This is a genomic window from Nonomuraea sp. NPDC005692 (genome assembly GCF_040631115.1).
Classification (GTDB): domain Bacteria; phylum Actinomycetota; class Actinomycetes; order Streptosporangiales; family Streptosporangiaceae; genus Nonomuraea.
On the sequence record NZ_JBEXYU010000016.1, the window covers coordinates 119231 to 132390 of the forward strand.

Here is a 13160-nt window from a genome sequence, read left to right on the forward strand (position 1 = left end):
TATCGCCTATTTCCGCATTGGACGTATTTATTAGCCTTGCTTAGCGTTTCCTGGCGTGGCGGTCATCGAAGCTCGACAAGTCGGCACCCGGCGGGCCGGCCCCGCCGTGGCGGCGGCCGGCGTCTCCTCCTTCGCCCTGCTGTACGCGCCGCAGCCCGTCCTGCCGCAGCTCGCCACCGACTTCCGGCTCGACCCCGGCGGCGCGTCGCTGGCCGTCGGCGTGGCCACGGCGGCGCTGGCGGTGGCGGTGCTGCCGCTGGCCGCGCTGGCGGAGGTCGTCGGGCGGCGGCGGATGATCGTGTGGTCCGTGCTGGCCTCTGCGCTGATCGGGCTGGCGCTGCCGCTGGCGCCGACGTTCCCCGTGCTGGTGGCGATGCGGGCGGCGCAAGGGGTGGCGGTCGCCGGGTTCGCCGGGGTCGGGGCGGCGTACCTGGCCGATCTGGTGGGGGCGACGAGGCTGGCCGGGGCGGTGGGCGTGATGATCGCCGGGAACTCGGTGGGCGGGATGCTGGGCCGGCTGGGCGCCGGGTTCGCCGCCGGGCCGTGGGGGTGGCGCGGCGCGATGCTGGTGGTGGCCGGCGTGTCGCTGCTCTGCTCGGCGTACGCGGCCCGCACGCTGCCCGCCCCGCCGCCCGTCGTACGTGCCGCACACACCAGGGACGGCGGCCGGATCGGGACGGCCCTGCTGGCGCCGTACACGGTGGGGGCGCTGGGCGTCGGCGCGTTCGTCGCCCTGTACAACGCCGCCTCCTTCCGCCTGTCCGCGCCGCCGCTGTCGCTCTCCCCCGCCGTGGCCTCCCTGGTCTTCCTCTCCTACGCCCTCGGCACCGCCTCCTCGGCCGCCGCCGGCCGGCTGGCGGACCGCCTGGGACGCCGGGCGGCCCTGGTCGCCGCCCTGGCCGTGACGGCCGCCGGCTCGGCACTGACCGCGCTCGGCCCACTGGCCGCGGTCGTGACCGGGTTCGCCGTGCTGACCGCCGGGTTCTTCGCCGCGCACGCCGTGGCCAACGCGTGGGTCGCCGCGCAGGCCCCACCGGCCGCCCGCGGGCGCGCCGCCGGGATCTACACCCTGTGCTACTACCTGGGCAGCGGCGCCGGCGGCACGGCCGGCAGCGCCGTCTACGGCCACGCCGGATGGGCCTGGCTGATCGTCCTGACCTCCGCCTGGCTGCTGCTGGCGATCGTGGCCGTGCTCATCGCGGGCCGGCCCTCGCGGGCTGTTGCCAGGCGGCCCCGGCAGGAGTACGCCTGACATCACAGGGGTGGGCTACTTCCAGGAGGGGAAGACGATGGCCGACCAGTTCATCGTGTTGCGCGATCTGAGCAGGACCCGCATGGCCGCGCCGTTCGAGCGGGGCGCCGCCGTGGCCGAGACGCCGAGCGAGCCGCACGTCGAGGTCACCGGGCTCGGCAAGCGCGAGGTGGCCGACCTCGCGCGGGACCCGTCGGTGGCCGCGGTCGCCCGGCCGATGCCGACCACCGTCCCGGGCGCCCCCGAGGACGTCGAGGCGCCGCCGCCGGAGGCGGAGGCGGGCGCGCAGGTCACGTGGGGGGTGCGGGCGCTGGGCGCCGACGCCTCCACCCGTACGGGGGCGGGGACGGTGGTCGCCGTCCTCGACACCGGCATCGACGCCACGCACCCGGCCTTCACCGGGATGACGCTGGTGGAGGAGGACTTCACCGGGTCGGGCCGCGGCGACAAGGTCGGCCACGGCACCCACTGCGCCGGCACCGTCTTCGGCCGCCCGGTCGACGGCATGCGCATCGGCGTCGCGCCCGGCGTCGAACGGGCGCTGATCGGCAAGGTGCTCGGCGACGACGGCAAGGGCTCGACCGCCGAGACGGTCAAGGGCCTGCTCTGGGCGCTCGGGAACGACGCCGACGTCATCACCATGTCGCTCGGCATCGACTTCCCGGCCGCCATGCGCCAGCTCGAGGAGCGCGGGCTGCCGCAGTTCCTGGCCACGTCGATCGCGCTGGAGTCGTACCGGGCCACGTTGCGGCTCTACGACTCGCTGATGCGGATGATCGCGGCCAGGGCGGCGTTCGGCGCCGGCACGATCGTCGTCGCGGCCACGGGGAACGCCAGCCACCGGGAGCTGCGGCCGGACTTCGAGGTCGGGCCGGAGCTGCCGTCGGCCGCCGAGGGCATGATGGCCGTGGGCGCGGTGCAGCGGCTGCCGTCCGGGCGGCTGGCGGTCGCGCGGTTCTCCAACACCTTCCCGCAGGTGTGCGCGCCGGGCGTGGAGGTGGTCTCGGCCCGTACCGGAGGCGGGCTGACCAGCAAGAGCGGCACCAGCATGGCCGCGCCGCACGTGGCCGGGGCGGCGGCGCTGTGGTGGCAGGAGCTGCGGGCGAGCAGCGACGGCGCGCGGGCCGCGGCGGTCACCGGCCGGTTGCTGCTGACCGCCGCGACGGACGTGTTCGTCCCGGACGCCGACGTCGAGGACCTGGGGGCGGGGCTGGTCCAGGCGCCCCGCTGAGCCGGCGCGGTCTCCCGGCCGGGGTGGCCGGGAGACCGTCAGGGACCTTCGGGGTCCACCGTGTCGGCGTCGGCCCAGAACGGCGCGGCCAGCTCGCGCAGCCGCGCCGCGCCGACCCGGTCGAGCAGGGCGAGCGCGCCCGCGTTGTCGGCGAGCTGGGCCGTGCTCGTGACGCCGAACAGCACGCTGGCCACCGCCGGATGGGTGAGGCAGAACGCCACGCACACCTGCGCGGGCGTCGCCTCCAGCCCGGCCGCCACCTCGGCCAGCCCGGCGGCGGCCGCCGCGGCCCGCGCGCGCACGCCGCCGGGGTCGGGGAAGACCGGCCGGGCGGGCCTCTCCTTACCGGCCAGCAGCCCGCCTTCGAGCACGTCGCTGGCCTGCAGCGACACGCCGGCGTCGAACACCTCGGAGAACGGCACCCCTTCCGGGATCGAGCGGCGGCACGGGTTGTACTTGAGCTGGGCCAGTTGCGGGCCCGGCGAGCCGAGGTCGCGGGCGTGGTTGCGGATGGTCAGGATGGAGGTGGCCGACCAGTTGTTGACGCCCCAGCAGCCGAGCAGCCCCTCCGCCTCCAGCGCGGCCAGCTCGCGGGCCAGGCGGCGCAGGTCGAGGTCGTCCCGGTGGACGTCGCCGACCACGGCCAGGTCGGCGTGGTCGGTGCCGGCCCGCAGCAGCGCGCGTTCGAGCTGGTCGCGCAGCGGACGCCCGGGGTGGTCGTCGAGCCAGAGCTTGACCGACAGCAGGTAGTCCTCGCGGGCCAGGCCGGCGGCCCTGACCATGGCCGAGAAGAGCACGTCGGTGAAGACCGGCCGCTGGCCGGGCAGGCCGTAGACGCCCACGTCGAACAGGTTGACGCCGATCTCCACGGCGTGCCGCAGCAGCGCGACGGCCGCGCCGAAGTCCATCCGGTCGTAGGTGTGCCAGGACCCCAGCGACAGCACCGACGCCTCGGGGCCGTGCGCGCCGATCTGGCGCTGGGGGACCTTGACCGTCATACGTTCGCCTCCGAGTCCCAGACCTGGTGGCGGCTGCGCCACCACAACAACGCCACCATCACCAGGAACGGCAGCACCCCGCGGTACTGCTGGACCGCCTCCAGCGAGGCCGTCACCCCCTCCAGGCAGCCCAGCAGCAGCCCGCCCGCCAGCGTCAGCCACAGGCTGCTGAACGCCCCCACCATGGCCACCGCCAGCGCGGTCGTGACCAGGTTGCCCAGCGTGGAGAAGTCGCCGCCGAGCCGGGGCGCGACCAGGACGATGACGAGCGTGCTGACCGCGCCGATCGCCACCCAGACGGCCAGCGCGAGCCGGGGCGCGGGGATGCCGACGACCTGCGCGGTGGCCGGTCGTTCCGACAGAGCCTGGAGCCGCAGCCCCACCCGGGTGCGCCCGAGCAGCAGCCCCACGCCGACCGTGATGAGCACCGCGAACGACAGCGACACCAGCACCGCCTGCGGCACGACCACCTCGCCCACGGTGAAGGCGGGCGCGTCGAACGGCTGCGGGAAGCGCCGCGCGCCGCTGGTGTTGTTGCCGAACAGCCGCAGCCCGACCGACATCAGCGCGACGAACACCGCCACGGTGACGGCCGCCTTCGTGCGCAGGTCGTGCTCGCCGAACCAGCGCACCAGGCCGAGGCCGAGCAGCGCCGAGACCAGCCCGCCGGCCAGCGCCCCGAGCGGGAGCGCGAGCCAGACGTTCAGGCCGGCGTCGGTGAGGGTGACCATGACGAAGGCGCCCATGGCGCCCACGGCCGCCATCGCGAAGTTCACCACCGCGACGAGCCGGTAGGTCAGGACGACGCAGAGCCCGAGCAGCGCGTACACGCCGCCGCTGGTCAGGCCCGCGACCACGGAGTCGAGCATCAGCCGTTCCGCTTCGGGACGATGAAGCCCTCGGGCAGCACCGTCCACTTGCCGTTCTCGGCCTTGACGAAGCGGCTGCCCTCGATGGGGTTGTGCGTCTGGCCGGGGCCGAACACCCAGGGCGTGCCGACCATGGGGTAGGTGATGGGCTGCATCGACTTGAACGCCTTGGTCACCGACTCCCGGGTGATGTCCCCCTTGATCGTCTTGAGGACCTGGACGAACACGTCAGCCGCCATCACCCCGCCCTGGCTGAACGCGGTCTTCTGGATCTTGTTGTCGTTGACGATCTTCGCCCACCGTTCGTTGCCCGGCAGCGTCTCGTCGGTGTACGGCTGCCACTCGGTGCCCGCCTGGGCCTTCATGCCGGCCGGGATGAGGGCGGCGTTGGCGTCGGTGTAGGCGTTGGCCATGAGGATGAAGTCGACGTCCTGCATGCCCTGGGTCTTGGCCTGGGCGAACCACGGCCCGACCTGGGCGTTGTAGACGACCGCCTGGCAGCCGCCGCTCTTGAGCTTGACCAGGTACGGCGTCGGGTCGCCCTGCCCGACCGAGGTGTCCTTGACCGCCAGCGTCTTGCCGGTGATGTCGCTCCACTCCTTGATGGCCGCGTCGATGCCGCCGCCGCTGCCGGGCAGCACGGTGAAGGCCAGGCACACCTTGTCGTGCTTGAGCGTCTCGGAGGCGTAGTAGAGCATCGCGGTCAGCAGCTTGAACGGGCCGGGGTTGACCGGGGCGATGTTCGGGCTGGTGAAGCAGGCCGGGTCCACGCCCACGGCCGGGATCGAGACGATCTGCGCCTTGCTGTAGGTGGCCCGGTTGAGCCCGCAGTCCACGGCGCTGGAGGAGCCGACGAACGCGACGACCTCCTCGGAGTCGATCAGCTCGCGCGCCGCCTCCGTGGAGCGCTGCGGGTTCATCGCGTCGTCCTTGCTGATCAGCTCGATCTTGCGGCCGTTGATCCCGCCGGCCTTGTTGACCTCCTCGAAGACGGCCTTGACCGCCTGCGGCACCTCGGGGGTCTGGAACAGGCCGGTGACGCCGTTGACGGCGCCGACCTTGATGGGCCCGTCGGTGCCCGAGCCGCCGGAGCAGGCCGTCAGAGCGGTCAGCAGGCCCAGGACGGGCAGGGCCATGAGTACGCGTTTCACGATGTCTCCTCCAAGACGGTGCCGAGGTAGGCGGCCCTGACGGCCGGTGCGTCCAACACGTCGAGCGTCGGCCCCGAGGCGATCACGTGCCCGAAGTCCAGCACCGTGACCTGGCCGCAGGCGGCTCGTACGAGATCCATGTCGTGCTCCACCAGCAGGATCGACACGCCGAAGCGGGCCGGGACCTGGGCCAGGCGGCGGCCGAGCCGCAGCGACTCGGCGGCGGACTGGCCGGCGGCCGGCTCGTCGAGCAGCGCGACCTTCGGCCTGGCGGCGATCGCGGCGGCGACGTCGAGCAGTCTCCTGGTGCCCGCGTCGAGGATCGACACCGGCACCTCGCCGGGCGGGCAGCCGAAGAAGCGCAGCACCTCCTCCGCCTCCTGGCTGGGCAGGCGCCGCCCGGCGACGATCGCCAGGTACTCCTCCTGCGTCAGCTCCGGGGCGATGGCGGTGGTCTGGAACGTGCGGCGCAGCCCGCGCCGGGCCCTGACGCTCGGGCTGAGCCGGTCGAGGGGCTGCCCGGCGAGCACGACCGAGCCCTCGTAGCGGGCGGCGAAGCCGGTGACCGCCGAGATCAGCGTGGACTTGCCGGCGCCGTTCGGGCCGATCAGGCCGGAGACGCCGAGGGCGGGCACGGTCAGGTCCACACCGTCCAGGGCGACGACCTGGCCGAACCGCACGCTCAGCCCGCGGATCTCCAGCACGTTCCCCTCGCCCGCCGCCGGAGGGACCGGGGCGGGCTCCTCGGCGGGCACGGCGGTCACGGCCTCCAGCAGGGGGCGCGCGGCCCGTTCGCGCCGGCGGGCGCGGGTGAAGTCGGTCTGGCTGACGCCGCTGCGCAGGGCGAAGATCGCCATGACGCCGAACAGGATGCCGCCGAGGTCCTGCGGCAGGCGCAGCTTCTCCAGGACCGTGGCCATGACCGCGCCGAAGATGCCGCCCAGGACGGCGCCCTCGGTGTTGTGCGGCCCGATGAGCACGGCGACCGCGAACAGCGCCAGCGACTGCATCATCGCGAAATTTCCGGATACGACGAGGCCGAGCTGCCCCGCCATCAGCCCGCCCCCGATGCCGGCGATGAACGCGCTGATGGCGAAGGCCGTGAGCTTGCTGCGCGCCACGGAGATGCCGTGCGCCGCCGCCGCCCGCTCGGAGTGCCGCAGCTCCAGCCAGGACCGCCCGATCCTGGTCCGGTTGACCAGCGCCAGGCCGATCGCGATCAGCACGAACACGGCCATGGCCAGCACGAAGTACGCCGCGTCGGAGGAGAAGGGCTCCGGCCGGACGAGGGTCTTCAGCTCCGTCGTGCCGGGGAACTGGTTGGCGTTCAGCACGATGTCGGTGGAGACGGCGAAGCCGAGCGTGACGACGGCGAGGTTGACGCCCCGGATGCGCAGCGCGGGCAGCCCGATCGCGACGCCCACCGGCACGGCCGCCAGGCCGCCGAGCACCAGCCACAGCAGGAAGCCGCCGGGCGCGTCGGCCAGGTTCAGCCGCAGCACCACCCAGGCCCCGATCGCCGCGAACGACATCTGGCACAACGACATGACCCCGGCCCGCCCGACGATCACGCCGTAGCTCTGCATGAGCACACCGCTGACCACGGCCGCGATCGCCAGGTAGATCCAGTACGGCGGCAGCACCCAGGGCAGCACCGCGCACGCCGCGACGGCCAGCCCCAGCCCGGGACCCCAGGTTTTCAGCAGCGCGTTCATCAGCTCCCGCCTTCCGTGCCGGCCGCCCGGGCGAGGCCGTCGTCGGTGACGGCGCCGAAGTAGAACTCGTGCAGCCGGTCCTGCGCCCCGCGCAGCTCCTCGCACGGGCCCTCGAAGACCACCCGGCCCTTGCGCAGCACGTACGCGCGGGCGCCGATCTCCAGCGCCAGGTTGGCGAACTGCTCGACGAGCAGCACCCCGATGCCCCGCTCGGCCAGCTCCCGCACCGAGCCCATCAGACGGCGGACCACGACCGGCGCGAGCCCGAGCGACATCTCGTCGATGAGGACGACCTTGGGCCCGGCGATCAGCGCCCGGCCGATGACGAGCATCTGCTGCTCGCCGCCGGACAGGTTGGCGGCCGGCAGGGTGCGCCTGCGGTCCAGCTCGGGGAAGATGTCGTAGACCATGGCCGGGTCGCCGTCGCCGGAGACCAGCAGGTTCTGCTCCAGCGTGAGCGTGCGGAAGACCGTGCGGGCCTGCTCGGCGTACCCGAGTCCGGCCTGGGCGCGGCGGTAGGTGGGCAGACCGGTCAGCGGCGCGCCGGCGAGGGTGACCGTGCCTGCGGCGGCGGGGGCCAGGCCCGCGATGCCGTCGAGCAGGGTGGTCTTGCCCGCGCCGTTCGCGCCGAGCAGCACGGTGACCGTGCCGGGCGCGACGCCGAGGCTCACCTCGTGCACGACGGGCACCTCTCCCCTGGAGACGCTGAGGCCCCGTACGTCGAGGACGTCGTCAGCGGGAGCGCCCATCAGCGGCTCCGGCGGCGGTCGTCGGCCGCGGCGGCCGGCGGCGCGTGCGCCGGTCCGCGAGGGGCCCGATCGATGATGCGCCGTGCCTCGAAGGGTAGAGGCATCGTCACCTCCCGGCACGAAATCGTATCTGATTCCATGTACGTTATGCGGATGGAAATGAGAGTGTCCAGAGCGGAGCGGATATGAAATCTGCGGCTGACAACAGGTCGGCGGATCTGGTCATGACCGGCGGCGTCGTCCACACGATGAACCCGGCCGGCCATCTCGCGTCCGGCATCGCGATCAAGGACGGACGCATCGTCAGGGTCGGCACTCCACTGCAGGTCCAGGCCATGGTCGGCCCGGGTACGCGGGTCGTGCGCCTGCGCGGCAGATCGGTGCTGCCCGGCATCAACGACAGCCACCTGCACGGCGCGTGGCTCGGCCTGCGCTGGCCCGACCTGCTGCTGGACCGCCTGACCGGCACCGGCGACCTCGTCCCCGACTCCCGGCTGGGCAAGCAGGAGGAGCGGCGGGCGGCGATCCTGCGCGCCGGCGACCTGCTGGCCTCCCTGGGCATCACGAGCTACACCGAGCCCGGTCTCGGCCCCTGCGAGCACGACGGCGGCGGGCGCTTCGGCATCGAGGTCCTGCGCGAGTACGCCGGGATGGCCGCGCGGGGCGAGCTGAAGGCGCGGGTGAGCGCGTTGCTGCTGTTCGCCGAGGTGGACGGGCGCAGCTCACTGCCCGACCTGGTCGCCGGGCTGCGCGACCTGACGCCGCCCGCCGAGGTGCCTGGCTGGTTCAGGGTGGCCGGGGTGAAGATCTTCGCCGACGGCATCCCGCCGATGCGCACGGCCTGGAGCGACGAGCCGTACGAGGACGGCACGCACGGCGCCCCGCTGGTCGAGGGCGGCTCCGAGGACGAACGCGAGACCGCTCTGACGACCATGATCAAGACCGCCGCCGCGGCCGGGCACCAGGTCGCGGTGCACGCCACCGGCAGCCGCGCGACCAGGACGGTCACCCGCGCCCTGGCCGGGGCCCCGGGGCGGCGCCACTACCTCGTCCACGGCGACGTCCTGCATCCGGACACACTCAAGACGATGGCCGCGGCCGGCATCGGCCTGACCACCCAGCCGGGCATCGCCGCCGCCGCCTCCCCCATGCTGCGCGACGCCCTGGGCCAGGCCGCGCTCGGGCACGCCTGGCCGGTGCGGGACGCGCTGGCCGCCGGCGTACGGCTCAGCCTCAGCTCCGACGCCCCCATGCTCACCCCCGACTGGCGGCACGGCGTGGCCGCGGCCGCCACCCGGTGGGCCGTGGAGGGCGCGCGCGACCAGCGGCTCGCGCTGGACCAGGCGCTGCGCGCCTACACGATCACCCCGGCCTGGCAGGAGGGCGCGGAGTCGTGGAAGGGCTCGCTGGAGCCGGGCAAGGTCGCCGACCTGTGCGTGCTCGACGACAGCCTGCTGGACGCGCACCCGGCCGACCTGCCCGAGGTGCCGGTCGCGATGACGATGGTGGACGGCAGGATCGTCTACGAACGCTGACGGGGGCCGCCCGCCGGGGCCTACAGCTCCACGTGGTGGTCGGGATCGCCGCCGAGGCGGCTGCCGCCGCCGCCCAGGGCCGAGATCCGCGCCATCTCCTCGGGCGACAGCTCGAAGTCGAAGACCTCCAGGTTGTGGCGCATCCGCCCCGGGTCGGCCGACTTGGGGATCGGCACGGCGCCGAGCTGCACGTGCCAGCGGAGCACGACCTGCGCGGGGGTGCGGTCGTGCGCGGCGGCGACCTCGGTGACGGCCGGGTCGTCGAGCAGCTTGCCGCCGGCGCCGAGCGGGCTCCACGACTCGGTCGTCACGCCGTGCCCGGTGAGCCAGGCGAGCAGGCCCGGCTGGGGGAAGCCGGGGTGCAGCTCGACCTGGTTGACCGCGGGCCACACGCCGCTCGCGTCGACCACCCGCTCGATCTGCTCCGGGGTGAAGTTGGAGACGCCGATCGAGCGGGCCAGCCCCTCCTCGCGCAGCCGGACGAACGCCTTCCAGGTGTCGACGAACAGGCCGTGGCCGGGCAGCGGCCAGTGGATGAGGTAGAGGTCGACGTAGTCGAGGCCGAGGCGGGACCGGCTCTCCTCGAACCCGCGCAGCGCCAGGTTGTAGCCGTGCTGGGCGCCGCGCAGCTTCGTGGTGACGAACAGCTCCTCGCGCGGCACGCCCGACTCGGCGACCGCCGCGCCCACGCCGCGCTCGTTGCCGTAGCTGGCGGCGGTGTCGATCAGCCGGTAGCCGAGCGAGAGCGCGTGGCCGACGGCCTGGTGGGCCTGGCGGTCGTCCATCGGCCAGGTGCCGAGGCCCAGGCACGGCATGGAGCGGCCGTCGGAGAGCACGAGGGTCGGCGCGGTCGTCATGGCGGTCCTCTTCCGGGTGCGGGCAGGTGACGTACCTACCCGCCGCCGTGATGACCAACCCGGCGGCCGGCCCGGCGGCCGGCCCCGCACCACGTCGCGGCGCGGGCGGCGTACGATCCGAGACGTGATCACCGCTCCCCGCCTGCTCGCCGTCAGCGACCTGCACGTGCACCATCCCGACAACCGCAAGCTCGTGGAGGAGCTGCGCCCCGGGTCGGACGGCGACTGGCTGCTCGTCGCGGGCGACGTCGGCGAGCTGACGACGGACATCGCCTGGGCGCTGCAGCTGCTGGCCGACCGGTTCGCGAGGGTGGTCTGGGCGCCCGGCAACCACGAGCTGTGGACGCCGGCCCGCGACCCGGTGCGGCTGCGCGGCGAGGAGCGCTACCGGTACCTGGTGGAGCTCTGCCGCGATCTCGGCGTGCTCACGCCGGAGGACCCGTACCCGGTGTGGGAGGGGGCGCGCGGCCCGGTCACGGTGGCGCCGCTGTTCGTCCTGTACGACTACACCTGGCGGCCGGAGGGCGCGACGACCAAGGAGGAGGCCCTGCGCACGGCCTACGACGCGGGGATCGTCTGCACCGACGAGGTCATGCTCCACCCCGACCCCCACCCCGGCAGGGACGCCTGGTGCGCGGCCAGGGTCGAGTTCACCGAGGCGCGGCTGGCCGCCCGGCCGCCGGGGCTGCCGACCGTGCTGGTCAACCACTATCCGCTGGTCCGCGAGCCGACGTGGGTGCTCACCCATCCGGAGTTCGCGCAGTGGTGCGGCACCGAGCGCACCGCCCGCTGGCACCTCGACTACGACGCCGCCGCCGTCGTGTACGGCCACCTGCACATCCCGCGCCTGACCCACCACGACGGCGTGCCGTTCATGGAGGTCTCGCTCGGCTATCCCCGCGAGTGGCGGCCGCGGCCGAACCCGCCGGCGCTGCCCCGCGTGATCGACGTGTGACGGCCGGTCCGGTCTGCGGGTCAGCCCTCCAGGTAGCGCAGGATCGCCAGCACCCGCCTGCTGTAGCCGGTGTCGCGCGGCAGGTCGAGCTTGTCCATGATGGCGTTGACGTGCTTCTCCACGGTGGACGCCGAGACGTGCAGGCGCTCGGCGATGGCCGCGTTGACCAGCCCCTGGGCCAGGTGGGCCAGCACCTCGGACTCGCGCGGGCTGAGCCGGCTCAGCGGGTCGGCGTGGCTGGTGCGGGCCAGCAGCCGCCGCACGACCTCGGGGTCGAAGGCCGTGCCGCCGGCGCGTACGCGGTCGAGCGAGTCGAGGAAGTCGGCCACCTCCGAGACCCGGTCCTTCAGCAGGTAGCCGAGCCCTTCGGCGGGCCCGGCCAGCAGGGTGGCGGCGTAGTGGGGCTCGACGTACTGGGACAGGACGAGCACGCCCACCTCGGGCCAGCGCGCGCGGATCTCCAGGGCCGCCCGCAGCCCCTCGTCCTTGTGGCCGGGCGGCATGCGCACGTCGATCACCGCCACGTCGGGCCGGTGGTCGGCGACGGCGGCCAGCAGCGCGGGCGCGTCGCCCACGGCCGCGACGACCTCGTGCCCGGCCTCGGCGAGCAGCCGGGTCAGCCCCTCGCGTAGCAGCACGGAGTCGTCGGCCAGGATCAGCCGCACGGCGGCTCCTTGGGCAGCGTGGCGACGATCTTCGTGGGCCCGCCGCGCGGGCTGTCCACGGTGAACGCGCCGTCGAGCGCCAGGACCCGGCGGGCCAGCCCGGACAGGCCGCCGCCCGCGGGGTCGGCGCCGCCCCCGCCGTCGTCGGAGATCGCCACGCTCACCGTCCGTTCGTCCTCGCCCACCACGACCAGGATGTCATGGGCGCGGGCGTGCTTGACCGCGTTGGTGATCGCCTCCCTGGTCACGAAGTACAGGGCGGTCTCGATCTCCGTGGCGGGCCGGGCCGACAGCCCGTAGTGGACGGTGACCGGCACGGCTGCGCGGTCGGCGACGCCGGCCAGCGCGACCTTGAGCCCCAGCTCGTCCAGGGCGGTGGGGTAGATGCGCCAGGCGACGCTGCGCAGCTCGTCCAGGAGGCGGCGGGACTCGGCGTAGGCCTGGTCGACCAGCTCGGCGGTCCGTTCGTGGCCGTGCCGGGCCCGGCCGAGCAGCATGGCCAGGGCCACGCCGCGCTGCTGGACGCCGTCGTGCAGGTCGCGTTCGATCCGGCGGCGCTCGTCGTCCACGGCCCGGACGATGCCCGAGCGGCTCGCGGTCAGCTCGGCGATGCGGCGGCGCATGAGCTCCCGGCCGCCGGGGCCGAGGAAGTGGGCGGCCAGGCGGCGTTCGAGCACGCCGGCGGCCAGGGCGAGCAGCGCGGTCACCGTCAGCAGGGCCACGCCGCCGGTCAGGCCGAGCATGCCGCCGGTGGTGACGAGCCTGACGCCCGGCAGCTCGACGGGGACGGGGTCCGAGCCGCCGGTGATCAGGTCCCACGCCCCGCCGCCCAGCAGCAGGCCGCCGACGAACAGGGCGGTGGCGCAGGCGTACCCGCCGAGCACGCCCAGGGCGGCGCGGGCGGCGAGGTAGGCGTAGCCGCCGTCGCGGGTGGGGGCGGGGTGGCCGAACCACCGGGTCAGCCGGGCGCGTTCGAGCGCCAGGAGCCGCGCCGCGCCGCGCCGGGCCAGGGGGCGCGCGGCCGGGACCAGGGCGGCGGGCCAGGCCACGCAGAGGAAGGCCAGCTCGACCGCGCCGAGCGCCATGCCCGCCAGCACCCCGGCCAGCGCCTTCACCGCCCGCCTGCCGGTGTTCTCCCGGTTGTCCGGCATGGGCCCGAAGTTGTCTGACACGGGCCCGAAGT

Annotated in this window: 12 protein-coding genes; 4 read left to right on the forward strand and 8 right to left on the reverse strand. The window is 74.3% G+C overall.

Translation table 11 applies throughout. From position 1 onward, the window contains the following. The first annotated feature begins 55 nt into the window (after window positions 1-55). Together ABZ459_RS29400 and ABZ459_RS29405 are read left to right on the forward strand one after the other, a co-directional pair. Entirely contained in the window at window positions 56-1252 is a 1197-nt protein-coding gene (locus ABZ459_RS29400) for an MFS transporter (protein WP_357976879.1), read from the forward strand. 37 nt (window positions 1253-1289) lie between these two features. Beyond that, the gene (locus ABZ459_RS29405) at window positions 1290-2483 is read left to right on the forward strand and encodes a S8 family serine peptidase (protein ID WP_357976881.1); all 1194 of its coding nucleotides are present in this window, start codon (window positions 1290-1292) and stop codon (window positions 2481-2483) included. A 38-nt stretch (window positions 2484-2521) separates the two neighbouring features. On the opposite strand, the gene ABZ459_RS29410 is transcribed toward ABZ459_RS29405, so the two are convergent. The 5 genes from ABZ459_RS29410 to ABZ459_RS29430 are packed head-to-tail and all read right to left on the reverse strand — an operon-like array spanning window position 2522 to window position 7965. Then, window positions 2522-3481 (reverse strand): aldo/keto reductase, encoded by a 960-nt coding sequence (locus ABZ459_RS29410; protein WP_357976883.1) that lies wholly within the window; start codon window positions 3479-3481, stop codon window positions 2522-2524. Further along, entirely contained in the window at window positions 3478-4350 is an 873-nt protein-coding gene (locus tag ABZ459_RS29415) for a branched-chain amino acid ABC transporter permease (RefSeq protein ID WP_357707625.1), read from the reverse strand. The genes ABZ459_RS29410 and ABZ459_RS29415 overlap by 4 nt, the downstream gene beginning before the upstream one ends. After that, on the reverse strand, window positions 4350-5501 hold the full coding sequence (locus tag ABZ459_RS29420) for an ABC transporter substrate-binding protein (RefSeq protein WP_357976886.1): 1152 nt from the start codon (window positions 5499-5501) through the stop codon (window positions 4350-4352). Before ABZ459_RS29420 ends, ABZ459_RS29415 begins: the two co-directional genes overlap by 1 nt. Next, window positions 5498-7216, reverse strand: coding sequence for an ATP-binding cassette domain-containing protein (locus ABZ459_RS29425; RefSeq protein WP_357976890.1), 1719 nt, complete (start codon window positions 7214-7216; stop codon window positions 5498-5500). The genes ABZ459_RS29420 and ABZ459_RS29425 overlap by 4 nt, the downstream gene beginning before the upstream one ends. Continuing rightward, window positions 7216-7965 (reverse strand): ABC transporter ATP-binding protein, encoded by a 750-nt coding sequence (locus tag ABZ459_RS29430; protein ID WP_357976893.1) that lies wholly within the window; start codon window positions 7963-7965, stop codon window positions 7216-7218. The genes ABZ459_RS29425 and ABZ459_RS29430 overlap by 1 nt, the downstream gene beginning before the upstream one ends. Window positions 7966-8150: 185 nt before the next feature. On the opposite strand from ABZ459_RS29430, the gene ABZ459_RS29435 reads away from it, so the two are divergent. Continuing rightward, complete coding sequence (locus ABZ459_RS29435; RefSeq protein ID WP_357976896.1) at window positions 8151-9500, forward strand: amidohydrolase family protein; 1350 nt, start codon at window positions 8151-8153, stop codon at window positions 9498-9500. Between the two features lie 20 nt (window positions 9501-9520). Here the strand turns inward: ABZ459_RS29435 and ABZ459_RS29440 are convergent, their stop codons facing one another. After that, window positions 9521-10357, reverse strand: coding sequence for an aldo/keto reductase (locus ABZ459_RS29440; protein WP_357976899.1), 837 nt, complete (start codon window positions 10355-10357; stop codon window positions 9521-9523). Between the two features lie 127 nt (window positions 10358-10484). Here ABZ459_RS29440 and ABZ459_RS29445 point away from each other — a divergent pair, with 127 nt between their 5' ends. Continuing rightward, window positions 10485-11312 carry a metallophosphoesterase gene (locus ABZ459_RS29445; RefSeq protein WP_357977104.1) on the forward strand — a complete coding sequence of 276 codons (828 nt, stop codon included), beginning with the start codon at window positions 10485-10487 and terminating at the stop codon, window positions 11310-11312. Window positions 11313-11332: 20 nt separating this feature from the next. On the opposite strand, the gene ABZ459_RS29450 is transcribed toward ABZ459_RS29445, so the two are convergent. Both ABZ459_RS29450 and ABZ459_RS29455 read right to left on the reverse strand, forming a co-directional pair. Further along, complete coding sequence (locus ABZ459_RS29450) at window positions 11333-11977, reverse strand: response regulator transcription factor (RefSeq protein ID WP_357976902.1); 645 nt, start codon at window positions 11975-11977, stop codon at window positions 11333-11335. Beyond that, on the reverse strand, window positions 11968-13149 hold the full coding sequence (locus ABZ459_RS29455) for a histidine kinase (RefSeq protein WP_357976905.1): 1182 nt from the start codon (window positions 13147-13149) through the stop codon (window positions 11968-11970). The genes ABZ459_RS29450 and ABZ459_RS29455 overlap by 10 nt, the downstream gene beginning before the upstream one ends. Between the last annotated feature and the right edge of the window lie 11 nt (window positions 13150-13160).

Coding starts and splice junctions, on each gene's coding strand:
- ABZ459_RS29440 (WP_357976899.1), bottom strand. CDS start 10,357: ATGACGACCGCGCCGACCCTCGTGCTCTCCGACGGCCGCTCCATGCCG.
- ABZ459_RS29430 (WP_357976893.1), bottom strand. CDS start 7,965: ATGGGCGCTCCCGCTGACGACGTCCTCGACGTACGGGGCCTCAGCGTC.
- ABZ459_RS29405 (WP_357976881.1), top strand. CDS start 1,290: ATGGCCGACCAGTTCATCGTGTTGCGCGATCTGAGCAGGACCCGCATG.
- ABZ459_RS29415 (WP_357707625.1), bottom strand. CDS start 4,350: ATGCTCGACTCCGTGGTCGCGGGCCTGACCAGCGGCGGCGTGTACGCG.
- ABZ459_RS29435 (WP_357976896.1), top strand. CDS start 8,151: ATGAAATCTGCGGCTGACAACAGGTCGGCGGATCTGGTCATGACCGGC.
- ABZ459_RS29425 (WP_357976890.1), bottom strand. CDS start 7,216: ATGAACGCGCTGCTGAAAACCTGGGGTCCCGGGCTGGGGCTGGCCGTC.
- ABZ459_RS29410 (WP_357976883.1), bottom strand. CDS start 3,481: ATGACGGTCAAGGTCCCCCAGCGCCAGATCGGCGCGCACGGCCCCGAG.